This window comes from Anaerotalea alkaliphila (assembly GCF_010179735.1).
GTDB lineage: Bacteria > Bacillota > Clostridia > Lachnospirales > Vallitaleaceae > Anaerotalea > Anaerotalea alkaliphila.
Window position 1 is genome coordinate 1 of sequence record NZ_JAAEEH010000042.1, and the last position, 20,197, is coordinate 20,197.

The following is a 20,197-nucleotide window of genomic DNA, read 5'->3' on the forward strand; positions in this document are numbered from 1 at the left end:
AGCTGACCAATACTAATCGGTCGAGGGCTTGACCTAGGCGACTAGGCGTCAAACCATAATTGTGTAAAAGGTTGAAAATGCTGGTGGTTTTTGCTGTGGAAAATGCTGTGTGGAAGTGACATGTACAATCATTTATACCGTGCATAGGAGTATAGTTCAGTTGGTAGAACGTCGGTCTCCAAAACCGGATGTCGTGGGTTCGAGTCCTACTACTCCTGTTCAACACCTTTGTGCAGGCGGCCTACCGGTTGCCGGTGCAAATTGAATTCCCAGGGCGCATAGCTCAGCTGGGAGAGCACCTGCCTTACAAGCAGGGGGTCACAGGTTCGAGCCCTGTTGCGCCCACTCGATGGAAGCCTCCATTGAATGAACAATTACATATGGCGGAGTAGCTCAGATGGCTAGAGCACACGGTTCATACCCGTGGTGTCGGCGGTTCGATTCCGTTCTCCGCTACTACTGAAAACCACACTGTCCGACAGGTAGATGTAAACGTCTACCTGTTCTTTTTTTACCTCGATTTTCTCCACATACAGGTCGATGATCCGTTTCTGCTCCAGAGGATCCTTAGACTTGATTCCCTTGCCTTCGTGCATCATCTCCTCGATGTCCAGCTGCGTCAGATCCAGCTGGTTGCTCACGTTTTCGGCCCGTATGCTGCCGATCAAGGCATTCTTCTCCGATTCCAGCGCAACCAGCTTTTCCTTCATGCCGGCTTGCCGATACCCGTCCGCAATGGCATCTATGATATTCCCAATCTTATTCTCTACGCCCTGGAGCTTCTTCTCCAGGGCTTTTATTGTGTCCCAATGCCTGCCCCGGGCATCCCTGTACTCGTTGTGTAGCCTTTTGGCCATGTGCTTGATGTTCCTGTCGGTGAACACCTGATTCTCCAGGGTGTCCAGGACCATTTCCTCCAGGGCGTCCGCGTTCATCCCGCGCATGTCGCAGAAGGAGGATCCACGAATTTTCCTGCCTCCGCACCGGTAGGAGGCATAATAGGTCTTGTTGGCTCCGCCGATGCGGTTGCTGGCCTGCATGCTGCTTCCGCAATGGCTGCACACCACCTTTCCGCTCAGCAGATAGATCCGCTTGGCCTTATGGGCCCCAGGAGCTTGCCTGTTGGCTTCCATCCGCTTTACCGCAGCCTGGAATAAGGCCGGGGTGATTATCTGAGGGATTCCGCCCTCGATACGGATGATTTCAATCGGAGCCTTTGGCTTACGTGCTTTGGTCTTGTCGTTGAAGATATAGACGCCCGTATACCGTTCGTTTTTCAGCATCTCCCTGACAGCCCCAATGCTGAAATCCCTGTTCCTTCTGGTTTTGTACCCGCGGCCCTTAAGCCACTCCATGATGGTTGTGAAGGGCTGGCCTGCAACGTAAGACTCGAAGATGTGCCGGACAGCTGCAGCTTCTTCCTCGTTGATCCTATAGGTGCCATCAGAGGTCACCGAATATCCGTAGAGCACATAACCCCCGTTGTATTTGCACTTATAGGCATTCTCCTTCATTCCCTTCATCACCTCCGCCGCAAGGTTCCGGGAGTAGTAGGCGCTCATCCCCACCAGGACGTTCTCCATCAACGCGGATTCCGGCGTGTTCCCGAAGTCCTGGGCGGTGAACCGGATATCGACGTTGCTCTTCTTCAGCAGCCGTTTTGTGGCATGGTAGTCGTACTCGTCCCGGGCGAATCGGTCCACCTTGTGGGCTAGGACCACGTCGAAGAAGCCCAGGCTGCTCTCCTGGATCATGCGCTGGAAGTTCTCGCGCTCATCTTTGGTTCCTGTGAGAGCTTCATCCACGTATTGGTTCACGATGACCATGTCGTTCCTGCCTGCAAACTCCTGGCAGGCCCGGACCTGTGCATCTATGGATTCATACCTCTGATTGTCTGTTGAAAATCTTGCGTAGACCACGGCTCTTTTCAATTCTAGCGCTCCTCCCATATATCTATACCCCAGTATAAAACGACGTCTTAAAACGGCAATAGCGACTTCGGCAACGTTGTTTTACAGATTATAACATAAATGATTGACACGAACAAGTGTTCGGTTTAAAATGAACGCAGGTGCTGCATAGAGAGATGACCGGGAGAAGGTGTTGCAGGTGGAAATCAGGGAAGAGTGGGAGAGGTATTTGGTGGAGAAAGAGCTGGAAGAGGAGGATATTCCGGAAATAATTGAAAAAATCATAAAGGCCTATGAATCTGTAAACAAAGAGAATGAAAAAATCAACAAATACTAGGGGAGGCACTTGTCCACAATTGATTGACAAGTGCTGTGCATAAGCTTATATTTTATATTAAGAAAATATCAAAAAATGCTTGTGGTATTATCAATATGGCGTTATAATGTAAACACAGATCAAGCCTTTACCGTCCGCGGTGAGGCTATTTTATTTATGGGGGGATATCATAGTGAAACCATTCTTGACATTGGCAGATCAAGTAGCTAAATTGAAATCACGAGGCTTAATAATTAGCAATGAAGATAATGCGAAGAAAGTTCTAGCAAAAGAAAACTACTACAATGTTATAAATGGTTACAAAAAACCTTTTTTAAAAAAGGATTTGAGTGGTAACATCCTTATCCCAGAACAGTATGTTGAAAACTGTAGATTTGAAGAAATACATAGCCTACATAATTTTGACAGAGATATGAGAATGTTGTTGCTAGGCTTCTTGCTAAAATTTGAAACACATTTTAAGACATCATGTGCTTATAACTTTGCCGAGGAGTACAGCGAGCCATACGCATACATTAATGTACAAAATTATTCTAACGAAAGAGAAGATCTTACTCATGTCCTAAATAATATTGCAGCGCTTTCTAATGAGATTAATCGAAATACAAACAAACATAAAGCTAAAAGTGCATATATCAGCCATTACGTTGAGAATCATGAGAGCGTGCCATTATGGGTTTTAGTTAACAGCCTTACAATAGGGAATATGTCATATTTTTACTCTGCGGTAGACAGCAAAATAAAGGGAAAAATCGCAAGGGATTTCAGCAGTCAATATAAAAATGAATATAATACTACAGAAAAGATTGATATTGGCGAGATAGCACAAATAGTTAAGGTTGTGAATCTTTTTCGAAATGTATGTGCTCATGAGGAAGTTTTGTATTTTTTTAAACTTAGGAAACCAATAAGGGCAGATCTTTTCACGAAATATTTTGTTGGTGATAGAATTAATATCAACAAAGATACTTTCAATAATAGTAACCTATTCACTTTAATATGTATTTTAAAACTGGTAATGCCAAAGATAGATTATGTTGATTTTATTGATAAGATAGATTGTCTGTTTAAGGATTACGATGAAAAGTTCTCAGCTGTCAAGTTTAGTGACATAATTTTATTGTCTGGCTTCAACCAAACGTGGAAAGAAGATATACTCAAAGCGATTTAGCACCTCACAAGAGGTGCTTTTTTCATTTGGCACGGTTTTACAAGAAGAAGAGCCAGTCGGTGACTTGGCTCTCTGTTCTACTTTATAATTAGCTTTATCTAAGGTTATACTATTCAAAAGTGTTTAAGCCTAGAATAGTCGTGAAGCAGAAAAATCAGAAAAAGCTTCAAAATCTGACATCAGATATAATATTTTTTTGAATTTGGCGTGAAAGGATTCTGGTATCCTATCTATATTTTCATTCAAGATATGATTATCAAAAGTTGTGAGCCTATTGATTTCATTATCTAACGTTAAAGATAATCCGCCATTATCAACGATTACATGAAAACTATCACAGAGTTCTTTGCTAACAAAATTTTCATTGAAAGATATAGCCATCGAGCTTTTATTTGGAACGTTTCTGTTATCAATTTGCATGGTTATATCTAATGAAGCACTGTTATCGAATGATGTAAATTTTTTTCCATCAGGAGAATTTAGTAACAAAATACTCTTGTTTTCATCAACATATTCGTGTACAACCTTAGCGATTTCTTTCTTAAAATTAAAGTATTTATTAACGCGACTTATCTCTGTCATATCCTTCCCTCCCTCACAGCATCCTCAAGAACATATCACATCTCACAGCCCAACCTTTGCCCGTCTACCTTTTGCCAGAGGCAAAGGTCTGGCTGTGCGAAATCCCCAAATGTTAGTATCCGGCAGCGGTGGCTCCATAGGCCGCCTGCTCAGCGGTAAAACCTTCATATACCAATTGGTCTATCAGGCCCTGCCTCGAAAAAGAAGAATATTCCAAATAGCTTTCTGCGGACAGGGCAGCCTGTTCGTTCCAGTCCGCCCCGCAGCGGTCCACAGCATATACCGCATCTGCATTGGAGTAGCCTTCGTATTCCAGCTGTTTGACCAGCCCTTCATAAGAAAAGGCGGAGTAATCCAGGTATTGTTGTGCTGATTTCAGGGCATTCTTCTGTCCCATCGTCATCTCCGGTACGGTATTCACCGGTTTTTCAGGTTCAGCGACAGTAGGTTCTGCAGTATCTTCATCAGAAGCAAGCTCTTCGGCAGAAGGTTCTGTTGCATCTTCACCAGAAGCAAGCTCTTCAGCCGGCTGCCTGCTGGCTACGCTCTGAAGTTCCGGAGTTTCCGCATCTTCCCCTCCCGTGCCTCCAAGCGCACTCAAGACTAGAACCACAAGTATCAGGATGAACCACCATCGTTTATAAATGGGCTTTTTGTTCTTTGCTCCGCAACTGGGGCAAGTTTTCGCGTTGCTAGCAATCTCAGCATTGCAGGTACTACAGTTTTTCATCTTCGCAGCCATAATTCCCTCCATCTAGATAAGTTGTCGTTGAAATTTCCGTAACTATGAAAAAAGCAAACAGGCCCTCTCCAGAGCCGTTTGCTTATGAATCGTCCTTGTTCATACTGTTCCCCCTCACCATACAGCTCCCCAGCTGTGTACCAATGATGTACCAGTGATGTTATTCTCTCCCCATCCGTGTTATATCTACAGCCTGATCGATGAGCTTCTTCAGCCATTCAAGCTGCTCCCTGGTCAAATCCTGGCCAGGCTGCACTATTCCCTTGTCCTCCAGCAACTGCATGATATCATCAGCCAGTTTCTTTTTCTGCTCTGGAGTAGCCTTGGGTTTCAGATCATCAGAAGGGTGCAAATAAGAATCATCCTGTTTATCCAAAAGATAATCTATCGAAACATTATAATAGTTTGATAGTTTTTGTAGCATTACAGCATCTGGCATCCTGATGTCACGTTCATATTGAGAATATGCCTGTGGTGTAATCTTCAACATCTTTGAAACATAAGTCTGACTCTGATTTAGTTGCTCCCTCAAATTTCTTAGTCGTTTTCCTAATGTCATAATCATCATCCCATAAACGTTATGTTTATATTATATAACAGTTTCAATTCGAAAAAAGCAATTTAAACAAAACGTTTTATTTTGCTTGACATAAACACTCTGTTTAAATATAATACAATTAAACAGATCGTTTACAAGGAGGTGAATTCATGAACAATCTAAAAATTATTAGAGAATCAAACAGTCTTACATTGACAGACATGGCTGCATCAATAGGAATATCTGTGCAACGCTATAATGCTTACGAAAAGGGACTCAGAAGGCTTCCGCCGGACATCGCAATTAAAGTTTCAACTGTTTACGGTAAGACTCTTGACTATATTTATGCAAACGAATTAAACGATACGTTTAAAAATGGCTCGAACTGCAAGAAAGGAAGTGCGTAGCTATGACAATGCAAGAAATCACATACCTGGAATCCATCCAGGCCATGGTAAGGAACGCGATGGAGAAGTACCCGGAAATCGTTGCATTTTCGGCAGACGGCATCCACATGTACGGTGGTAAGTTCGAAAGCGCCTTCCCTGAACATGAAGTACAGCAACCGTCGTTTAGTTGCCGCACCAAATACATCTATACTACGCCAGGCGGTACGGAGTTCTACGGCTACAAGCCATTGGAGGTGAAAGATGGACATTAAAATTGACGTGAACGATTGTGAAGTCGTCAAGGAGCTGCGTTCCAACATGAGGGAGGCGCTGGAGAAATTAAGCCAGATCGAGGTGCTCTTTGGTGAAGTGAATGCTCTTACCTATGCGATCAGCAAGAGGATGGGGAAGCCGGAGTTGTTTGTGAAAGACAAAATATCAATCGAAAAAATGCAGTGGATTGAGGAAGCAAACCTAGTGCCTTTTAAGAACCCGATGACGTTTTTCTATGGACAGGGTAACATCTTGTATTCGAACGAATACATAGCTGCGACACCACTGGAGAAGCTGAAGGAAGACTATGAAAAGCTGCTGGATTGCCATGGATATGTGAAAGGCGAGCAAGAAGAGGCGGAGGATGGAAAAGATGAATCTGCTGACCTTTGAAGACGGACATTCCATAACCGAAGAAGAGGCCAATAAGGTTGTGGATGAAATTCTTGAAGTTTTGATCAAGCATGAAACAAAGTATTCGGAAATGATTTATTTCCTGGATCAAGTGAAGAACAAGGCCTTTGACCACCTTGTAATGAAAGGAGAAAAGAGTGATGTGTGAGAAATGCACCTGCTTGAAATGCATCAATGAACAGAACAGGAGGCTTCTTGTAAAAGCCCAGGAACAGCTTGCGACAGAATTGAATACAGCGCTTTTCAATCCAGGAAGGGTCGCAGTCCTTCTTGAACTGATAAAGGCGCTGCATTCAATGGTTTAGGTCTTAAACATTATCAAATACGTTTTTGGTATAAATTTCCGTTGCAGCATCAATCATTTTTTGCCACGAAGAAAATTTGGTTGTCGCACGAACGTGTTCATTTATTTTCTCATCATCTAAAGCTTCTAGATCTTCTTGAGAATTTACTTCAAAGCTGCCACTTTGAAGAAACTCCGAAAATGATGAGAAATCCGAATAACGATTCATAAAAGATTCGCTGAAAAGAACATCCACACTGACTCCAGAGTTGAAAGATTTATTTACTTTCTTCTCAATGTCTTTAAGCGTTTTTTCAAGTTCTTTCAATCCTTTTATTTTCATCTTTGCCAAAGTATTCACCTCCTCTCATCAACGTGGCTACTAACCACAATATATTGTTGCAAACATTTGTTTGCACACTACATATTGTACTTTGATTTATTGGAGGTGTCAAGTGGCGAAAAACATAGGTGCCGTAATTCGAGAAGAACGGACAAGAATGGGAATAAGCGCTAGAGAGCTTGGCAGAAGAGCCGGATGCACCGGTGTTGCAATAAACTATTACGAACAGAACAAGAGGGTTCCGAACATCTACATCGCGGACAGGATCATGGCCGCATTGGGGACGGAGCTGGTCCTTGGAGAAAAGGAGGAGCACGATGGATAAGATCAAGGTGAACGTCATCCAGTCGCAGAATCCGGCACCGGAGACGGCCCGCCGGGCATTCTACGCATTCTATCTGGAGAAGGTCCTGGCACTGGAGAAGGAGAAGCTGAAGCAGAAGGAGGGGGCAAACCATGGATGAGAAGGAAATCATGAAGATCATCTCACTGAAGGACAAGCAGCAGGCACTGGTCCTGGCAGACAGGGGCCGGGCATTGAGGATGGCACAGTTCTGGCAGGTCATCGCAATCGGCACGATAATGGCACTGGCACTGATGGTTCGCTAAAGGAGGAAGCATGACAAAAATCGTTTTTATCCACGTGAATGAAGAAGGTGAGGAATTCGAGGCGGAGGCAAAGACCGACCTGCCCATGGAACTGGTCATCAGCATGGCCATGGAGAAGATCCCCATGGCGACCGGCGACATCATGTTCGTACCGGTCAGGGTCATGTGTGTTGACCTGGACGATGGGCAGGTGGAATTGGAATGTGAGATTGGATAGGACGTCCTGAAGTGTTGTTTTAAGCATAAACCAGAAGGAGGTGCCACTCAATGGGTAAATGGGCCACAAAGGCTGCAGACAATGTGTATTACAAGGCAAGGGCAAGGGCGGCGGAGTACGACAGCCGAATGACCAGCCGGGAGAAAGCGTCGGAGTACCTGTTCATCGACCGGACGACGCTGGCCAAGTATGAACTCGGGATACTGCAGGTGCCGGTGGACATCGCACTGCGCATGAGCGCCCTGTACCACGCACCGGAGCTACTGCATTCCTACTGCTGCAACGAGTGCAACATAGGCAAGAAGCTGAAGCATGCCGCCAAGACCATGGAGCTGTCGGTGTCCAGCATGCAGCTGGCGGCACACAACCGGGTGCTGGGGGATTGCATCAACCAGATGTTCGAGATATTTGCGGATGGTGTGGTGGATCCGGAAGAGCTGGTGCAGCTGGAGGAGATGCAGGGCAAGCTGCAGATCCTGCAGAAGGTGCTGGAGGAGCACATACTCGCCATAGAACAAGCGGTAGAAAAAAATAAAGCCCATCGGCAAGGACGGGCTGATAAGGAAATACTCTAAAACCATTATAGCATAGGAGGCAAAGATGGAAAAGCAGAAGATGTCGAAGGAAGAATTCATGGCCAGAATGGCAAAGTCGCAGAAGCCGGAGGAAGCTCCCAAAGAGGTTCGCGGCTACAAGTACGACTGGGCCGGCCTGGCCAGGCACCTCATCGGGAGCGCTGGTGGCATTGACTTCGAGAAGGCCATGGAGATTGCCGGCGTGCCGAAGGACAAGCAGCGCGGGCAACGGACCAAGAGCAAGGAGATGACGGATGCCTGCCTGAAAGACCATGGCTACATCCTGGACATCCAGGATGGCCAGTGGGCTGCCGTCAACCTTATCCCACCGGAACCGGATGCTTACGGCTCCCTTGCTCCCGCATTGGATCAGGAGGACGAGGAAGAGGCGCTCGCTTATGAGGAGCAGATTTCGGCATCGAAGGCAAACATCTTCATGGACATGAACATCCGTGTGGATGGAGAGTTCCAGCTGCTCCAGCTGATGCAGTTCATCCGGAACACACTGGTCTTTTGCCCAGAAGGTGCCGGTGTGCGTCTGGTGCTCACATCGGGAAAGGAGGTGGCTGATGCATGAGGAACAGCGGTAGGAGGCCCACGAGGAAAGAGAAGCTGCAGCTTGCGGCACACGGATTGAATCCGGACAACTGGATGGTGATCCGGCACACGCTTGAGATGTTCGAGGCTGTCAACAAGCTGAGCAGGAAGAAAAGGTTCTTCCGGCTCACGGAGGGTTGAGGTGATGGAATGGGAGGATTCTTGGTGTTGGAGTGTGAATGCGGGTACAAGGCATGGTCCCTAGTGGAGGTTGCCAGATGCCCTGTATGCGAAAGCCTTGTGACGTGCAGGGTGGATGAGGAAGACGGAAACAGGGTGATAACAGTAACGGGAAGGAAGGGAACAGGCAATGGCGCAAAGAAGAATGTTTAGTCAAAAAATAGTAACATCGGCAAAATTCCTGCGGATGCCGGTAAGCAGCCAGAACCTTTACTTTCACCTGGCCATGAACGCGGACGACGATGGTGTTGTGGAGGCATTCATCGTCATGCGGCAGGTGGGCGCTTCCGAGGACGACCTGCGGGTGCTCACAGCCAAAGGATATGTGATTGTGCTCAACGAGGACCTGGTGTCCTTCATAACGGACTGGAAGGAGCACAACCTCATCCGGGCCGACAGGAAGGTGGACAGCATGTACAAGGAGCTGTTGGTGAAGATCGTGCCGGAAGCTGAACTCTTGCAGAAAAAGCAGAGGGCAGATGCTGTGAAACCCGCCGAAACAGAGGACTGCGGTCAAATGGCGTCCACTGGACGTCCAGATGCGGCGGATGGTCCGCATAGGTTAGGTAAGGTTAGGTTAGGAGAGGTTAGGTTAGGTCAGGATAGTTCAGGGGAGGAAAAGACTACAAGAGAGAAAAAAACCTCCGGTAAAAAAAGCGGCGCGGCAAAGCCCCGCCTGGAGGAGGAATTGCCCGCCATCTACGAGGACCACAACCTCTCGGAAACCATGGTGAAGGCCATGGAGGACTTCGTCGAGCACCGCAAGGCCATGAAAAAGCCGATGACAGCCCTGGCCGTGAAGATGCTGTTGGACAAGCTGGAGGAGATGGCCACCCGGGAGGTTGACCAGGTCGCCATCCTGCACCAGTCCATCGTCAACGGATGGCAGGGCATCTTCGAGCTCAAGAAGGACACCCGTGGATCCGGACCAGGAAGCCGTGGCAATGTGTTCCTGGAGATAGGCAGGGAGGAGGGATTCTTTTGACCAGGGAAGAAGCGATCAAGACACTGACATTCCTGAAGGCTGCATACCCAAGGTTCTACGCGGACCTGAGCAAGCAGGAGGCCGAAGGGGCGATAAACCTGTGGACCATGATGCTTGCCGACTACCAGTATCCGGTGGTGCAGGTGGCGGTCCAGCAGTACGTGGCTACCAGCCAGTATCCGCCCACGATTGCGGAAATCAGGCGTGCCCTGGTGGGTGCCGTCCAGGGACCTGGAACTAGTCCTGACGAAGCCTGGGGGCAGGTCCAGAAGGCAATCCGCCGGTTCGGGTATTCCAGGCAGGAGGAGGCGCTGGCAAGCATGGACAAGGTGACCGCCGGCATCGTCCGGAACATGGGCTGGATGAACCTGTGCATGTCGGAGAACCAGATGGCCGACAGGGCACACTTCCTGAAGCTCTACCAGGCTGCAGCCGAAGAGGAGAAGAGGAACCAGGTGATACCGCTGGAGCTGCACAGGAGGGCAAGGATCCTGCAGGACAAGCACAAGGAGCAGATCCTAAGCCTGGCGGACAAAATGACGATGTAGGAGACAGCATGATTACGTTTGACGAACTCAAGAAAATAGCAAAGAAAAACAGGACGGACGAAACGTTCAAACCCATCTTCAAGTGCCAAGGGAAGCTGATTTGGGTGCTGCTGCACAAGGGAGAGCTGGTGCTGGTGCCGAGCACTGCGGTGATTGGTGGGGACATGCTTTTCGTCAAGGAGAAGGAGGAGCCGAATGGGGTGGGAGACGGTAGAGGAGTATCTGGATCGGGTGAGCAGGTATGAGGACTCGGAACTCAAGAAAATGGCCAAGTCCAGGGATGAACATGCGAAAGCCATGAAGGAAAAACAATATCCGCCCAGCGGAATGCCGAACTGGGAAGTGGCTGGAATCATCTTTGAGCAGCAAAAAGGCCGGGGGGATTTCGTGCTCCGCAAAACGGTGGAAAGCTTCGGCAAGCCTACAAGCGCGGTGGCAAGTGTGTCCAGGATGCTCCAGAAGATTTGCAGGGAGCAGGGATACTACCTGGTACGGTCGGGCCGGGGTTCACAGATCATCAAGGAATGAGGAGGAAGGGCATGCAGGTAGTGGCTTATAAGGCCTTGGACGGAGAGCTGTTCGAGGACCAAAATGAGATGCAAAGGCATAACAGGGAGATTCAGCTTTTCAAGCTGTTCATGGATTTCGGAGTAAAAAAGGCATCGGCATCCCCAATCGTGGATGTGCTCATGGATGATGACGATGCGGTCGAAAGAACGATACAGCTCCTGGAGACGATCTTGGTGCAAGGTATGGCTGACATCACGGGGAGGAAGGCATGATCTGGATTAGGACACAGGAGCATGAACTCATAGAGACAGGATTCATAACCACTGCGGACAACAGGATCCAGATAGTGGCTATGGTGCCAGGACTGGATAAAATTGCAGGAGTTGGGACCTACACCGAAGACAGGGCAAAGGAAATCATCGAGGACATCAGGGTACACATAATCAAGGGCTTGCCGGTTTATGACATGCCGGCGGAATAGGGGGAGCACATGATCAATGCAGTATTGGCAATGGCAGCACTGGGAGCCGGATGGATCGGATGGATCCTGTACAACGAAGGTAAAAGAATGAACAGCTACTGGCAGCGGAAAAGCATGCGGAATTCGGTGGTCGCCTGGCAGGTCGCGGCGGCGCTGATGACCGTATCCAACATCATCATCCTGACAAGGAAGTGAGGACAGTATGGCATATACATTGGTTACATGGATTGCCGCAGCATATGCTGTGTGCACCGTGTTCGGATGGCTGAAGCCGGACAAGATCCACCAGGCCACGGCCTGGGCGATGGTAGCGGTGCTGGTGGGGAAGAATTACCTGTAGGGGAAGGAGGACTGAAATGGGATGGGTTGACGTGGATGAGTTTTTTTCGATGGTGTCCGCAGACGAGGACCGGCGGCTTGAGGTCACACTGGGAACCCAGCTAAAGCCAAACCGCAAGAAAAAACAGGAACGGGAGGATGCCCCGAGCCCGCAGCAGCTGGCGGAGAGGATTTTTAACGATTACCGCAAAAACGGGGTATTCCACTTGGGGCCGACAGTGGTGGACATGGGCGGTGCGCTTGGGTCATCCGGCAGCATCGCAAAGCGCATCCGCAAGCTGTGCGCAGAGCACGGGTATGTGATGCACACGACCAGCAAGGGGTCGAAGATCACAAAGGAGGGCAAGGATGCCAAGTGTTCGCACGAAGGAGTTCGCCCTTTACAAGGGTGAGGAGATGTTGGGAATTGGGACCATAGACGAACTAGCCGAGATGCAAGGGGTGAAACCGGAGACCATCCGGTTCTACCTTTACCCGGCATACCAGCGGCGTGTAAGGAATGCGAAGAACCGGATGGTGCTGGTGAGGCTGGATCAGGAGGACGAATAATGACAAGGTTTGATTACATCAAATCGCTGGACGCGGCCGGCATGGCAGAAGAGCTCCGTAAGATACAGATCATGGACGCCGCTCACTGCGACGGAAGCTGCAATCCGGACATCGACAAGGTCACCTGCACACACGAGGAGGAGCTGGCATGCGTGGCCCGCTGGCTACAGGAGGATATTGAATGACAATACAATTTATCAACTACCCGTACATCTACACCAAATGCGCCAAGCGCATCCACGCAGACGAGATTACCGGTACCGTGAGAATCGGTGCGGTGCTTGAAGCCCTACCGGTGCTGGACGATTTGGACTACAGCGGGCATCGGTACAAGGTCGTAGGCGGGGATGTTGATTCCGACTGTCCGGGTGGCGTCTGCCCGGTGAGGTGATGGCTTTGAAGATCGGGTTAATCGATTTTGACGGAAAAATCCCAAACCTAGCATTGATGAAACTATCGGCCTATTATAAAGCGATGGGGTGCCAAGTAGAGATTGCAGAGCCCCAAAAGCATTATGATAAGGTATACTGCTCTGTCTTGTTCACATGGAATCGTGGAAAGGCTGAAAAGTTAGCGGATGAGCATAAAGACATTGAGTTTGGTGGAACGGGCTGGGATATTCACAAGACGCTTCCAGATGAAATAGAAAGTTGCCGGCCGGACTACGATCTGTATTCTGCCCATTATCTCGAAAAGAGAACGAAGGGCATAATGACAAGGGATGCAAAAATTAAGAAGGTTGATGCGTTGCTGAACATGGGAATTGGTTTTACATCACGCGGATGCATAAGGAGCTGCCGATTCTGCTTCGTCCCTCTGAAGGAGGGAACGTTCCGTCAAGTAGGAGAAATCAAGGACATCATTAACCCAAGGTCGAACGTAATAACGATGCTTGATAATAATTTTACGGCAGATCCGTTGATGATTGAGAAGTGCCAGGAAATTAAAGAGCGTGGGTTGATTGTTGATTTGACTCAGGGAATCGATGTGCGTCTGATTACAGATGAAAAGGCGAAGGCGTTGGCGGAGATAAATCATTTGAGGTCCGTGCATTATGCGTGGGACCTGATGAAACATGAGGACTCTATTTTTAAGGGAATAGCACAGTTAAGCAAGCAGATCAAACCATACAAACATCTGTGTTTCATGTTGGTAGGGTTCGATACGACGTTCGAAGAAGATATGTACCGGCTATGGAAGATACATGAGTTGAAGGTCAGCCCATACGTTATGGTATACAACAAAAACCAAAAAAACGATATACGGTTGAAACACTTCGCAAGATGGGTAAATAGCCGGATATATAAGGTGTGCAGTTTTGATAAGTATGAACCATGGGTTAAGGACAAAAACGAGCAAATGAGTTTGTTTGTTTGACAGAAGCCAGGAGAGCAGAAGGAGGACATGAATGAAAGTGAAAATAATCAACAGCTCATCGTTTGAGCTGCCAAGCTATGGCAGCGCGGGAGCTGCAGGGATGGACTTGAGGTCTGAGGTGGATGTGGTGCTTTGGCCAGGCCTTACCGAAGTTGTAGGTACAGGGATTCGCATCCAGCTCCCGAAAGGATATGAAGCGCAGATCAGGAGCCGGTCAGGGCTGGCTAGCCGCGGCATCTGTGTGGCCAACAGTCCAGGAACCATCGACGAGGACTACAGGGGCGAAATCAAGGTGATCCTCATCAACCACACAAACAGGTGCCACAAGGTGTTTGCCGGTGACCGGATAGCCCAGCTGGTGGTGGCGCCGGTGACACGGGTAGAATGGGTAAAGGTCGAAACACTGGACGACACGGAGAGAGCTGCCGGAGGTCTTGGCAGCACGGGGGTGAGATGAAGAACAACGGCGATAAAATAAGGCAGATGACGGACCAGCAGCTGGCGCTCCTGATCCAATGCCCGAACGATTCAATGGATGCTGAAATCATATGTGATTCTGTAACCGATTGTCATGAATGCTGCCTCCAATGGATACAGGAAAAGGTTGAGCAGACCACGCCTGTATGCAATGTCTGTGGAGCATATCTGGTTGCAGGCAAATGCACTGTATGCCTTAAAAAAAGAAGAGGTATGGAAGGACAAGATGACCCGGAAGAAGAAGCGTTTAGGCAAGACATGGCAGATTACATGGGAGGCATTGACATCTGAAAGACAACTGAAGCAACCAGCCGCAAGGCTTAACATAGAGCTGACTTGAAATGGGGCGCCTGCCCGACTTGATGACAGGCACCTTTGGCTAAAGGATATGACACCCGTGGCGACAGTCGGAAATCTGAAGAAAACAATAGGGAAAGCCCTCAGGGCGCTTTCCCTATATTTATAGCCAAATGAGGTGATTACATGAACACGGTGGAACCAATCCGGGATTACAACATGATCCTAGACATCACGGACTACTTCAAAGAGCAGTCAGAGCGAAATTACGTCATGTGGTGCATGGGTATATACGCACCAATCCGGATCAGCGACATACTGCCACTGCAGGTTAGGGATGTCCGAAACAAGACGTACCTGGCCATGCGGGAGAAAAAGACCGGCAACGAGCAGCTGATACCCATCAATGGGGACCTGCGGAAGATCCTGGACAAATACATCAAGGGCAAAGAGGATTACGAGTATCTGTTTCCATCAAGAAAGAACCAGAAGGCTCCAATCAGCAGGCAGCAGGCCTACAACATCATGAACCAGGCCGCGGAGAAGTTCGGGCTGCAGAAGATAGGCTGCCACACGATGCGGAAAACCTTCGGCTACCATTACTACCAACAGACCGGCGACATCATGACTCTGCAGGATATCTTCAACCACTCGAACATCAGCATCACCAAGCGCTACATTGGGCTCACCCAGGACATCAAGAACAGGGCGGTGAATGATTTCAGGTATAAAAGACTGGAGGAAAAGGGACGGATTTGACATAATGCGTCAACGTCAAATAAGGAAAAGATTTTCGAGTGCGTTATATAGAAGAAAAAACTGACTGCGAATTTGACAAAATAATAAGATATGACAAATACAGGGAGCAATTGGACATGAAAATGAGGATCATCGAAGAGTACAGAGAAGTCCAGGAGAGCATTGCAGTATGTAGGAGCAGGAAGATGACAGCAGAAAGGAAGTTGGCAAAAGAGATTGCACAATACCAGCCGGCAGGTGACTGCAACATGGGTATTGATTATTCGATTGAGCGTGTTCAAACCTCTCAGCACCAGCAGGACATATTCGAGACTGCGCACAACATTGCGCTGCTGAACAAGCTGATAGCTGAGTTGAACCAGGAACTACAGGCCCTTTTCCAGCAGAGAGATGAATTAAGGAAATCAATCAACATGATCGGCGATGTGAAGAAGCAGGTCATCATGTACAGGATGGATGGATTGAAGGTCCACATGATTGCGCGGAAACTGAACTATAGCCAAGGGCATGTGTATAGGATCCTCAAAGAAATAGATGATATGAAAAAGAATTGTGACAATCATGCAACATGTGAAAAAATGTGAGAAAACACAGGTTAGGATAAAAAGCGTGAGCACTTCACTCACAGCCTCCTTTTTCATATAGATGCTACACCTCAGTGAAAGCCTTGGAGCAGACGACGTTCCGAGGCTTTCAAAGTAAAAGTAAAAGGATAACTTGAGATAGATCAGATCAATATGGTGTATACGGGTAAAGGAACACGCTAACTGGATGCATAGGGGCGGGAATGCAGGCGTGTTAAGTAGGTGATGTTATGCAGCAGAAGTACATGTCGGACATAGAAGTAGGCAAGTGGATAAGAGGGCTCATTGCCCAGGACAATCTGCACGCATTCTATACTTCGAGCATATGGCTGCGCCTACGTGAAGAAGTCATAAAGGAACACAACAACGAATGCCAGCGGTGCAAGAACAGGAAGATGTACGCGAAGGCAACAACTGTTCATCATGAGCAGTATGTCAGGCGGCATCCGGAACTTGCGCTAAGCAAGCACTACTTCTATCAAGGGAAACAATACAGGAACCTTACGCCGTTGTGTGACCAATGCCACAAGGAGATACATGGACCAAAAGCAAAGCCTCTGACACCTGAACGATGGTGAGATACCCCCCCTCGAAAATTTTCGGTTTTGAAAAAAACCGGCTTGACTGCGGAGGGTCTACCCAGGTCGGAGGGCAGCGCGTGCCTGATGCAGGGGGGGTGGGGATATGGCGGCAAATGCCAAGACACGCAAGTATTTGGAGTCGGAATCGTACCAGGAAATTCAGCAGGATTTGCTGGACCAATTGGAGAGAAATGGCACTGTAGGAAAATACTATACGGACCTTGTCAGGGACTATATGGACATGTGGACTACCAAATGTCTGTTGGTGGATGACATCCAGCAAAAAGGGGTAACGGTCCTGTACAACAATGGTGGCGGACAAAGGGGACGCAAGAAAAACGACAGCATCGAGCTGCGGATCAAGGTGAATGCACAGATGCTCAAGCTGCTGACAGAGCTGGGAATCAAGCCATCAAACATGGATGGTGATGTGGGTGAACTATAGAATCAACCAACACATACAGCGCTACATCGAAATGGTCGAGAATGGTGAAGTTCTCGCTTGTGAGGAGCAGCACCTTCTGGCAGCCCATGTGAAAAAATGCTTTGCCACCGAAGAGATTTACACCGATGATGAGCAGCTGGAGAAGTACTTGGGGTTGCAGAAATATTTCCCCTACGAACTGTTCGAGTGGGAAAAGTTCCTTCTGGCACTGCACTGCTGCACATACAGGAAAAGCGATGGCATGCCACGCTGGCCAGACCTGTTCTGCCTGATTGGACGGGGTGCGGGAAAGGATGGCTTCATCGCGTTCGTGGCCTTTTGCCTGCTGTCCGAGCACAACGGAATCAAGTACTACGACATCGACATCTGTGCAAACAACGAAGACCAGGCCATGCGCCCGTTTGAAGATGTCTATGAGGTTCTTGAGGACCCGTCCATTACGAAGAAGCTGAAGAAGTTCTTTTACTGGAACAAGGAGATGATCCTATCCCTCAAGACCAGGTCGAAGCTGAAGTATAGGACCAACAGCCCAAAAGGCAAGGACAGCCTGCGATCCGGAGCTGTCATCTTCAACGAAATCCACCAGTACGAAAACTACGACAACATCAACGTGTTCACCACAGGTCTTGGTAAGAAAAAACACCCAAGACGCGCATTCCTGACCACGGACGGTGACGTCCGGGATGGTCCGCTGGACCACAAGAAGGAACAGGCCAAGCAGATACTGAAGGGTGAGATCAGCGACAATGGACTGCTGCCATTCATAGCGAAGCTGAACACGAAGGAGGATGTCCATGATCCCGACAACTGGGTCATGGCAAACCCGTCCTTGCCATATCTTCCGAACCTCCAGGAGGAAATCGAGAAGGAATATGGGGACTGGAAGATAAATCCAGGGCAGTTCAGCGCCTTCATGACCAAGAGGATGAACATTCCTGACGGCAACAAGGAGATAGAGGTCACATCATGGGAAAACATCCTGGCTTCCTGCGAAGAGGTGCCGGAGGAGATGCTGCAGGGGAAGACGGCCGTGGTAGGCATCGACTACGCTATGGTGACCGACTTCGCATCTGTTGGATTCCTGATCAGGGACGGTGACAAGCGTTACTGGAAAACCCACTCATGGCTCTGCAAGAATTCCGGGGACCTTCCCAGAATCAAGGCACCATGGAGGGAATGGGTGGAACGGGGATATCTCACCCTGGTGGATGATGTGGAAATCAGCCCCGACCTACTCTGTGATTGGATCCTTGAAAACAGCAGGGACTACCATATCGTGAAGCTTGGAATCGACAATTACCGTTATGCTTTGATGGCCAACTCCCTCAAGAGGATTGGCTTTGACTATAAAGAGATGAAAAACATCAAGCTGGTGCGGCCTTCGGACATCATGCAGGTCGTACCGGTCATCGACAGTTGCTTTGCAAACCAGAATTTTGCATGGGGGGACAATCCGGTCATGCGTTGGGGGACAAACAATGCTAAAAAAATCCGGTCGGGCAAAAAGCAGGGAACCGACGTTGGGAACTTCGTCTACGGTAAAATCGAAGCGAAAAGCAGAAAGACCGATCCTTTCATGGCCCTAGTGGCTGCAATGGTTGTGGAGCCGGAGCTGGGAGATGGGGGTTCCTCAAGCACCCCGGATGTGGACGTATTTACATATTGACCGATGAAAGGAGGTGCCGACGTGGGGATTTTAACGTGGATCATCGACAGGCTCTCGAATGGACAACCGATTGAGACCAGCGTGGATCCATCGGAATTTTTCAACCTTGCGGCTGAACTCTATATCAGGGACATGGCTTTCCAGTCTGCAGTCAACCTGATAGCGAATTCAGTCAGCAAATGCGAGTTCAAGACCTACTTGAATTCCAAAGAGGTCAAGCTGCAGGAATATTACCTCTTCAACATAGAGCCGAACCGAAACCAGAATTCAAGCGAGTTCCTGCAGAAGATGGTACATAAGCTCTATGAAAATAACGAGGCGCTGATCATTGAGGTTTCTGGCCAGATGCTGGTTGCGGATTCCTTTTCGAAGGAGACATACGCATTGTATGACTATCAGTTCAAGAATGTCACCGTTGACGGCTTCAACTTCAACAGGACCTTCATGATGGAGGATGTGCTGTATCTGAAGCTGAACAACAAGGACATCCGAAGGCTTATCAATGGGATGTATGAAACCTATGGCAAGATGGTGGCCTATGCCCAGGACAAATTCCAGAAATCGAAGGGCAACAAGGGGACCCTGGAGATATCGGGTGTTGCCCAAGGCAAGGCGAACTTCCAAGAAACCTTCCAGAAGATGATGAATGAAAGGTTCACCACCTTCTTTAAGGCTGACAACGCCGTCTTGCCGTTGTTCGACGGATACAAGTACAACGAATTGGACCAGAGGGTGTCGGAAGGCAGCAGGGACATCAAGGCGATGGTGGATGACATCTATGATTTCACCGCCAGGGCTTTCTGTATCCCCCAGGTGCTCTTGCGGGGCGAGGTGGCAAACAATCAGGATGTGGTCAACAGCTTCCTTACGTTCTGCATCGACCCGCTGTGTGACAAGATTCAAGAGGAAATCAACCGAAAGCGCTCCGGGTACAAAGGATTTGTAAAAGGCACCTTCGTTAAAATCGACACCAAGGCCATCAAGCACATCGACCTGTTAAGCGTTGCCACATCAATCGACAAGCTCATATCATCAGGAGCGTTCTGCATCAACGACATCCGCAACCTTGTGGGTGATGAACCGATTGCGGAGGATTGGGCATACAAGCACTTCATCACGAAGAACTACTCGACGGTCGAGGAATTCCTGAAAGAGGCCGGCGGTGGGACAAATGAATGACAAGGAGGTGATTCGAGAGTGAAAAAGAAACTATGGGAAATCAAGCAGGCCGCACAACCAGGAGTCCTGGAAATGTACATCTACGGACACATCCAGGGGGATTCGTATGACTGGTGGAACGATGAGACAATTGAAACCTGAATTCCCGGGAATTTATACCTAGGCTGGTGGCTCTACCCCCAGACACTTGTACAAATGGAGTTGCTTCTTCGTGATTTCGCCAATGCGATGTCTCTTGCCCGGCTGCTCGAAGCGCTCTA

The 20,197-nt window shown here is 48.5% G+C and carries 40 protein-coding genes, 3 tRNA genes and 1 pseudogene; 39 read left to right on the top strand and 5 right to left on the bottom strand.

From position 1 onward, the window contains the following. The first annotated feature begins 145 nt into the window (after window positions 1-145). The 3 genes from GXN74_RS12085 to GXN74_RS12095 all read left to right on the top strand — a co-directional run bounded on the left by GXN74_RS12085 (window position 146) and on the right by GXN74_RS12095 (window position 456). A tRNA-Trp gene (locus GXN74_RS12085) sits at window positions 146-218 on the top strand. 54 nt (window positions 219-272) lie between these two features. Continuing rightward, a tRNA-Val gene (locus tag GXN74_RS12090) sits at window positions 273-345 on the top strand. A gap of 37 nt (window positions 346-382) precedes the next feature. Further along, a tRNA-Met gene (locus tag GXN74_RS12095) sits at window positions 383-456 on the top strand. A 449-nt stretch (window positions 457-905) separates the two neighbouring features. Here the strand turns inward: GXN74_RS12095 and GXN74_RS14930 are convergent. Further along, window positions 906-1,949, bottom strand: a pseudogene (locus tag GXN74_RS14930) (recombinase family protein); the annotation flags it as partial. Between the two features lie 160 nt (window positions 1,950-2,109). Here GXN74_RS14930 and GXN74_RS12110 point away from each other — a divergent pair. Next, window positions 2,110-2,247, top strand: a complete 138-nt coding sequence (locus tag GXN74_RS12110) for a hypothetical protein (RefSeq protein WP_162371204.1) — start codon at window positions 2,110-2,112, stop codon at window positions 2,245-2,247. A gap of 172 nt (window positions 2,248-2,419) precedes the next feature. Beyond that, window positions 2,420-3,418, top strand: coding sequence for an Abi family protein (locus GXN74_RS12115; RefSeq protein ID WP_162371205.1), 999 nt, complete (start codon window positions 2,420-2,422; stop codon window positions 3,416-3,418). A 129-nt stretch (window positions 3,419-3,547) separates the two neighbouring features. Here the strand turns inward: GXN74_RS12115 and GXN74_RS12120 are convergent, their stop codons facing one another. The 3 genes from GXN74_RS12120 to GXN74_RS12130 all read right to left on the bottom strand — a co-directional run bounded on the left by GXN74_RS12120 (window position 3,548) and on the right by GXN74_RS12130 (window position 5,301). Then, entirely contained in the window at window positions 3,548-4,000 is a 453-nt protein-coding gene (locus tag GXN74_RS12120) for a hypothetical protein (protein WP_162371206.1), read from the bottom strand. Between the two features lie 112 nt (window positions 4,001-4,112). Beyond that, a complete protein-coding gene (locus GXN74_RS14615) occupies window positions 4,113-4,742 on the bottom strand; it encodes an Ltp family lipoprotein (protein WP_246208706.1) in 630 nt (209 codons plus the stop codon). Window positions 4,743-4,902: 160 nt separating this feature from the next. Next, on the bottom strand, window positions 4,903-5,301 hold the full coding sequence (locus tag GXN74_RS12130) for a helix-turn-helix domain-containing protein (RefSeq protein WP_162371207.1): 399 nt from the start codon (window positions 5,299-5,301) through the stop codon (window positions 4,903-4,905). A gap of 149 nt (window positions 5,302-5,450) precedes the next feature. Here GXN74_RS12130 and GXN74_RS12135 point away from each other — a divergent pair, with 149 nt between their 5' ends. From GXN74_RS12135 to GXN74_RS12155, 5 genes are read left to right on the top strand one after another with little or no spacing between them, the layout of a single operon-like run. Continuing rightward, entirely contained in the window at window positions 5,451-5,687 is a 237-nt protein-coding gene (locus tag GXN74_RS12135; RefSeq protein WP_162371208.1) for a helix-turn-helix domain-containing protein, read from the top strand. Window positions 5,688-5,689: 2 nt separating this feature from the next. Next, entirely contained in the window at window positions 5,690-5,941 is a 252-nt protein-coding gene (locus GXN74_RS12140; protein WP_162371209.1) for a hypothetical protein, read from the top strand. Beyond that, on the top strand, window positions 5,931-6,335 hold the full coding sequence (locus tag GXN74_RS12145) for a hypothetical protein (RefSeq protein WP_162371210.1): 405 nt from the start codon (window positions 5,931-5,933) through the stop codon (window positions 6,333-6,335). The genes GXN74_RS12140 and GXN74_RS12145 overlap by 11 nt, the downstream gene beginning before the upstream one ends. Then, on the top strand, window positions 6,307-6,504 hold the full coding sequence (locus GXN74_RS12150; protein WP_162371211.1) for a hypothetical protein: 198 nt from the start codon (window positions 6,307-6,309) through the stop codon (window positions 6,502-6,504). The genes GXN74_RS12145 and GXN74_RS12150 overlap by 29 nt, the downstream gene beginning before the upstream one ends. Continuing rightward, window positions 6,497-6,661, top strand: coding sequence for a hypothetical protein (locus GXN74_RS12155; RefSeq protein ID WP_162371212.1), 165 nt, complete (start codon window positions 6,497-6,499; stop codon window positions 6,659-6,661). Before GXN74_RS12150 ends, GXN74_RS12155 begins: the two co-directional genes overlap by 8 nt. Before the next feature lie 3 nt (window positions 6,662-6,664). Here the strand turns inward: GXN74_RS12155 and GXN74_RS12160 are convergent, their stop codons facing one another. Beyond that, entirely contained in the window at window positions 6,665-6,991 is a 327-nt protein-coding gene (locus GXN74_RS12160; RefSeq protein ID WP_162371213.1) for a hypothetical protein, read from the bottom strand. Window positions 6,992-7,094: 103 nt separating this feature from the next. Here GXN74_RS12160 and GXN74_RS12165 point away from each other — a divergent pair, with 103 nt between their 5' ends. From GXN74_RS12165 to GXN74_RS14775, 29 genes are all read left to right on the top strand, one after another. Continuing rightward, the gene (locus GXN74_RS12165; protein ID WP_162371214.1) at window positions 7,095-7,307 is read left to right on the top strand and encodes a helix-turn-helix domain-containing protein; all 213 of its coding nucleotides are present in this window, start codon (window positions 7,095-7,097) and stop codon (window positions 7,305-7,307) included. Continuing rightward, window positions 7,300-7,446: a hypothetical protein gene (locus GXN74_RS12170; RefSeq protein WP_162371215.1), complete on the top strand. Its 147-nt coding sequence runs from the start codon at window positions 7,300-7,302 to the stop codon at window positions 7,444-7,446. Before GXN74_RS12165 ends, GXN74_RS12170 begins: the two co-directional genes overlap by 8 nt. 10 nt (window positions 7,447-7,456) lie before the next feature. Continuing rightward, entirely contained in the window at window positions 7,457-7,591 is a 135-nt protein-coding gene (locus GXN74_RS14770; protein WP_281355230.1) for a hypothetical protein, read from the top strand. 10 nt (window positions 7,592-7,601) lie between these two features. Then, a complete protein-coding gene (locus tag GXN74_RS12180; protein ID WP_162371217.1) occupies window positions 7,602-7,808 on the top strand; it encodes a hypothetical protein in 207 nt (68 codons plus the stop codon). A gap of 50 nt (window positions 7,809-7,858) precedes the next feature. Continuing rightward, window positions 7,859-8,383 (top strand): zinc-finger domain-containing protein, encoded by a 525-nt coding sequence (locus GXN74_RS12185; RefSeq protein WP_162371218.1) that lies wholly within the window; start codon window positions 7,859-7,861, stop codon window positions 8,381-8,383. Between the two features lie 25 nt (window positions 8,384-8,408). Then, the gene (locus tag GXN74_RS12190; RefSeq protein ID WP_162371219.1) at window positions 8,409-8,960 is read left to right on the top strand and encodes a hypothetical protein; all 552 of its coding nucleotides are present in this window, start codon (window positions 8,409-8,411) and stop codon (window positions 8,958-8,960) included. After that, window positions 8,957-9,121 (top strand): DUF6906 family protein, encoded by a 165-nt coding sequence (locus GXN74_RS12195; protein ID WP_162371203.1) that lies wholly within the window; start codon window positions 8,957-8,959, stop codon window positions 9,119-9,121. The genes GXN74_RS12190 and GXN74_RS12195 overlap by 4 nt, the downstream gene beginning before the upstream one ends. Before the next feature lie 169 nt (window positions 9,122-9,290). After that, window positions 9,291-10,145 carry a hypothetical protein gene (locus tag GXN74_RS12200; RefSeq protein WP_162371220.1) on the top strand — a complete coding sequence of 285 codons (855 nt, stop codon included), beginning with the start codon at window positions 9,291-9,293 and terminating at the stop codon, window positions 10,143-10,145. Continuing rightward, entirely contained in the window at window positions 10,142-10,693 is a 552-nt protein-coding gene (locus GXN74_RS12205; RefSeq protein ID WP_162371221.1) for a replicative helicase loader/inhibitor, read from the top strand. The genes GXN74_RS12200 and GXN74_RS12205 overlap by 4 nt, the downstream gene beginning before the upstream one ends. An 8-nt stretch (window positions 10,694-10,701) precedes the next feature. After that, complete coding sequence (locus tag GXN74_RS12210) at window positions 10,702-10,938, top strand: hypothetical protein (RefSeq protein ID WP_162371222.1); 237 nt, start codon at window positions 10,702-10,704, stop codon at window positions 10,936-10,938. Continuing rightward, a complete protein-coding gene (locus GXN74_RS12215; RefSeq protein ID WP_162371223.1) occupies window positions 10,889-11,221 on the top strand; it encodes a hypothetical protein in 333 nt (110 codons plus the stop codon). The genes GXN74_RS12210 and GXN74_RS12215 overlap by 50 nt, the downstream gene beginning before the upstream one ends. A gap of 11 nt (window positions 11,222-11,232) precedes the next feature. Further along, window positions 11,233-11,475 (top strand): hypothetical protein, encoded by a 243-nt coding sequence (locus GXN74_RS12220; protein ID WP_162371224.1) that lies wholly within the window; start codon window positions 11,233-11,235, stop codon window positions 11,473-11,475. Then, window positions 11,472-11,684 carry a hypothetical protein gene (locus tag GXN74_RS12225; RefSeq protein WP_162371225.1) on the top strand — a complete coding sequence of 71 codons (213 nt, stop codon included), beginning with the start codon at window positions 11,472-11,474 and terminating at the stop codon, window positions 11,682-11,684. Before GXN74_RS12220 ends, GXN74_RS12225 begins: the two co-directional genes overlap by 4 nt. Before the next feature lie 9 nt (window positions 11,685-11,693). Beyond that, window positions 11,694-11,879, top strand: a complete 186-nt coding sequence (locus GXN74_RS12230) for a hypothetical protein (protein WP_162371226.1) — start codon at window positions 11,694-11,696, stop codon at window positions 11,877-11,879. 7 nt (window positions 11,880-11,886) lie between these two features. Next, the gene (locus tag GXN74_RS12235) at window positions 11,887-12,024 is read left to right on the top strand and encodes a hypothetical protein (protein WP_162371227.1); all 138 of its coding nucleotides are present in this window, start codon (window positions 11,887-11,889) and stop codon (window positions 12,022-12,024) included. 16 nt (window positions 12,025-12,040) lie between these two features. Continuing rightward, the gene (locus tag GXN74_RS12240; protein WP_162371228.1) at window positions 12,041-12,415 is read left to right on the top strand and encodes a LexA family transcriptional regulator; all 375 of its coding nucleotides are present in this window, start codon (window positions 12,041-12,043) and stop codon (window positions 12,413-12,415) included. Beyond that, on the top strand, window positions 12,372-12,572 hold the full coding sequence (locus GXN74_RS12245; RefSeq protein WP_162371229.1) for a MerR family transcriptional regulator: 201 nt from the start codon (window positions 12,372-12,374) through the stop codon (window positions 12,570-12,572). The genes GXN74_RS12240 and GXN74_RS12245 overlap by 44 nt, the downstream gene beginning before the upstream one ends. Further along, window positions 12,572-12,757: a hypothetical protein gene (locus tag GXN74_RS12250; RefSeq protein WP_162371230.1), complete on the top strand. Its 186-nt coding sequence runs from the start codon at window positions 12,572-12,574 to the stop codon at window positions 12,755-12,757. The genes GXN74_RS12245 and GXN74_RS12250 overlap by 1 nt, the downstream gene beginning before the upstream one ends. Then, window positions 12,754-12,963 carry a hypothetical protein gene (locus tag GXN74_RS12255; protein ID WP_162371231.1) on the top strand — a complete coding sequence of 70 codons (210 nt, stop codon included), beginning with the start codon at window positions 12,754-12,756 and terminating at the stop codon, window positions 12,961-12,963. The genes GXN74_RS12250 and GXN74_RS12255 overlap by 4 nt, the downstream gene beginning before the upstream one ends. Continuing rightward, window positions 12,963-13,949, top strand: a complete 987-nt coding sequence (locus GXN74_RS12260; protein WP_246208707.1) for a radical SAM protein — start codon at window positions 12,963-12,965, stop codon at window positions 13,947-13,949. The genes GXN74_RS12255 and GXN74_RS12260 overlap by 1 nt, the downstream gene beginning before the upstream one ends. 31 nt (window positions 13,950-13,980) lie before the next feature. Then, window positions 13,981-14,406 (top strand): dUTP diphosphatase, encoded by a 426-nt coding sequence (gene dut, locus GXN74_RS12265; protein ID WP_162371232.1) that lies wholly within the window; start codon window positions 13,981-13,983, stop codon window positions 14,404-14,406. Continuing rightward, entirely contained in the window at window positions 14,403-14,717 is a 315-nt protein-coding gene (locus GXN74_RS12270; protein ID WP_162371233.1) for a hypothetical protein, read from the top strand. The genes dut and GXN74_RS12270 overlap by 4 nt, the downstream gene beginning before the upstream one ends. Before the next feature lie 192 nt (window positions 14,718-14,909). Then, on the top strand, window positions 14,910-15,482 hold the full coding sequence (locus tag GXN74_RS12275; protein WP_162371234.1) for a site-specific integrase: 573 nt from the start codon (window positions 14,910-14,912) through the stop codon (window positions 15,480-15,482). A 116-nt stretch (window positions 15,483-15,598) separates the two neighbouring features. Then, on the top strand, window positions 15,599-16,066 hold the full coding sequence (locus GXN74_RS12280) for a hypothetical protein (RefSeq protein ID WP_162371235.1): 468 nt from the start codon (window positions 15,599-15,601) through the stop codon (window positions 16,064-16,066). A 230-nt stretch (window positions 16,067-16,296) separates the two neighbouring features. Further along, complete coding sequence (locus tag GXN74_RS12285) at window positions 16,297-16,644, top strand: HNH endonuclease (RefSeq protein WP_246208709.1); 348 nt, start codon at window positions 16,297-16,299, stop codon at window positions 16,642-16,644. Between the two features lie 106 nt (window positions 16,645-16,750). After that, window positions 16,751-17,092 carry a P27 family phage terminase small subunit gene (locus GXN74_RS12290; protein WP_162371236.1) on the top strand — a complete coding sequence of 114 codons (342 nt, stop codon included), beginning with the start codon at window positions 16,751-16,753 and terminating at the stop codon, window positions 17,090-17,092. Then, window positions 17,082-18,758 carry a terminase TerL endonuclease subunit gene (locus GXN74_RS12295; protein WP_162371237.1) on the top strand — a complete coding sequence of 559 codons (1,677 nt, stop codon included), beginning with the start codon at window positions 17,082-17,084 and terminating at the stop codon, window positions 18,756-18,758. Before GXN74_RS12290 ends, GXN74_RS12295 begins: the two co-directional genes overlap by 11 nt. A gap of 21 nt (window positions 18,759-18,779) precedes the next feature. Beyond that, window positions 18,780-19,937: a phage portal protein gene (locus GXN74_RS12300; RefSeq protein ID WP_162371238.1), complete on the top strand. Its 1,158-nt coding sequence runs from the start codon at window positions 18,780-18,782 to the stop codon at window positions 19,935-19,937. A gap of 18 nt (window positions 19,938-19,955) precedes the next feature. After that, entirely contained in the window at window positions 19,956-20,078 is a 123-nt protein-coding gene (locus GXN74_RS14775; protein ID WP_281355231.1) for a hypothetical protein, read from the top strand. Window positions 20,079-20,197 lie beyond the last annotated feature (119 nt).

What these genes read in the sequence shown, in the direction of transcription:
- GXN74_RS12120 (WP_162371206.1), bottom strand. Translation starts at nt 4,000, where the DNA reads ATGACAGAGATAAGTCGCGTTAATAAATACTTTAATTTTAAGAAAGAA.
- GXN74_RS14615 (WP_246208706.1), bottom strand. Translation starts at nt 4,742, where the DNA reads ATGGCTGCGAAGATGAAAAACTGTAGTACCTGCAATGCTGAGATTGCT.
- GXN74_RS12130 (WP_162371207.1), bottom strand. Translation starts at nt 5,301, where the DNA reads ATGACATTAGGAAAACGACTAAGAAATTTGAGGGAGCAACTAAATCAG.
- GXN74_RS12135 (WP_162371208.1), top strand. Translation starts at nt 5,451, where the DNA reads ATGAACAATCTAAAAATTATTAGAGAATCAAACAGTCTTACATTGACA.
- GXN74_RS12140 (WP_162371209.1), top strand. Translation starts at nt 5,690, where the DNA reads ATGACAATGCAAGAAATCACATACCTGGAATCCATCCAGGCCATGGTA.
- GXN74_RS12145 (WP_162371210.1), top strand. Translation starts at nt 5,931, where the DNA reads ATGGACATTAAAATTGACGTGAACGATTGTGAAGTCGTCAAGGAGCTG.
- GXN74_RS12150 (WP_162371211.1), top strand. Translation starts at nt 6,307, where the DNA reads ATGGAAAAGATGAATCTGCTGACCTTTGAAGACGGACATTCCATAACC.
- GXN74_RS12155 (WP_162371212.1), top strand. Translation starts at nt 6,497, where the DNA reads ATGTGTGAGAAATGCACCTGCTTGAAATGCATCAATGAACAGAACAGG.
- GXN74_RS12170 (WP_162371215.1), top strand. Translation starts at nt 7,300, where the DNA reads ATGGATAAGATCAAGGTGAACGTCATCCAGTCGCAGAATCCGGCACCG.
- GXN74_RS14770 (WP_281355230.1), top strand. Translation starts at nt 7,457, where the DNA reads ATGAAGATCATCTCACTGAAGGACAAGCAGCAGGCACTGGTCCTGGCA.
- GXN74_RS12180 (WP_162371217.1), top strand. Translation starts at nt 7,602, where the DNA reads ATGACAAAAATCGTTTTTATCCACGTGAATGAAGAAGGTGAGGAATTC.
- GXN74_RS12185 (WP_162371218.1), top strand. Translation starts at nt 7,859, where the DNA reads ATGGGTAAATGGGCCACAAAGGCTGCAGACAATGTGTATTACAAGGCA.
- GXN74_RS12190 (WP_162371219.1), top strand. Translation starts at nt 8,409, where the DNA reads ATGGAAAAGCAGAAGATGTCGAAGGAAGAATTCATGGCCAGAATGGCA.
- GXN74_RS12195 (WP_162371203.1), top strand. Translation starts at nt 8,957, where the DNA reads ATGAGGAACAGCGGTAGGAGGCCCACGAGGAAAGAGAAGCTGCAGCTT.
- GXN74_RS12200 (WP_162371220.1), top strand. Translation starts at nt 9,291, where the DNA reads ATGGCGCAAAGAAGAATGTTTAGTCAAAAAATAGTAACATCGGCAAAA.
- GXN74_RS12210 (WP_162371222.1), top strand. Translation starts at nt 10,702, where the DNA reads ATGATTACGTTTGACGAACTCAAGAAAATAGCAAAGAAAAACAGGACG.
- GXN74_RS12215 (WP_162371223.1), top strand. Translation starts at nt 10,889, where the DNA reads ATGGGGTGGGAGACGGTAGAGGAGTATCTGGATCGGGTGAGCAGGTAT.
- GXN74_RS12220 (WP_162371224.1), top strand. Translation starts at nt 11,233, where the DNA reads ATGCAGGTAGTGGCTTATAAGGCCTTGGACGGAGAGCTGTTCGAGGAC.
- GXN74_RS12225 (WP_162371225.1), top strand. Translation starts at nt 11,472, where the DNA reads ATGATCTGGATTAGGACACAGGAGCATGAACTCATAGAGACAGGATTC.
- GXN74_RS12230 (WP_162371226.1), top strand. Translation starts at nt 11,694, where the DNA reads ATGATCAATGCAGTATTGGCAATGGCAGCACTGGGAGCCGGATGGATC.
- GXN74_RS12235 (WP_162371227.1), top strand. Translation starts at nt 11,887, where the DNA reads ATGGCATATACATTGGTTACATGGATTGCCGCAGCATATGCTGTGTGC.
- GXN74_RS12240 (WP_162371228.1), top strand. Translation starts at nt 12,041, where the DNA reads ATGGGATGGGTTGACGTGGATGAGTTTTTTTCGATGGTGTCCGCAGAC.
- GXN74_RS12245 (WP_162371229.1), top strand. Translation starts at nt 12,372, where the DNA reads ATGCCAAGTGTTCGCACGAAGGAGTTCGCCCTTTACAAGGGTGAGGAG.
- GXN74_RS12250 (WP_162371230.1), top strand. Translation starts at nt 12,572, where the DNA reads ATGACAAGGTTTGATTACATCAAATCGCTGGACGCGGCCGGCATGGCA.
- GXN74_RS12255 (WP_162371231.1), top strand. Translation starts at nt 12,754, where the DNA reads ATGACAATACAATTTATCAACTACCCGTACATCTACACCAAATGCGCC.
- GXN74_RS12260 (WP_246208707.1), top strand. Translation starts at nt 12,963, where the DNA reads ATGGCTTTGAAGATCGGGTTAATCGATTTTGACGGAAAAATCCCAAAC.
- dut (WP_162371232.1), top strand. Translation starts at nt 13,981, where the DNA reads ATGAAAGTGAAAATAATCAACAGCTCATCGTTTGAGCTGCCAAGCTAT.
- GXN74_RS12270 (WP_162371233.1), top strand. Translation starts at nt 14,403, where the DNA reads ATGAAGAACAACGGCGATAAAATAAGGCAGATGACGGACCAGCAGCTG.
- GXN74_RS12275 (WP_162371234.1), top strand. Translation starts at nt 14,910, where the DNA reads ATGAACACGGTGGAACCAATCCGGGATTACAACATGATCCTAGACATC.
- GXN74_RS12280 (WP_162371235.1), top strand. Translation starts at nt 15,599, where the DNA reads ATGAAAATGAGGATCATCGAAGAGTACAGAGAAGTCCAGGAGAGCATT.
- GXN74_RS12285 (WP_246208709.1), top strand. Translation starts at nt 16,297, where the DNA reads ATGCAGCAGAAGTACATGTCGGACATAGAAGTAGGCAAGTGGATAAGA.
- GXN74_RS12290 (WP_162371236.1), top strand. Translation starts at nt 16,751, where the DNA reads ATGGCGGCAAATGCCAAGACACGCAAGTATTTGGAGTCGGAATCGTAC.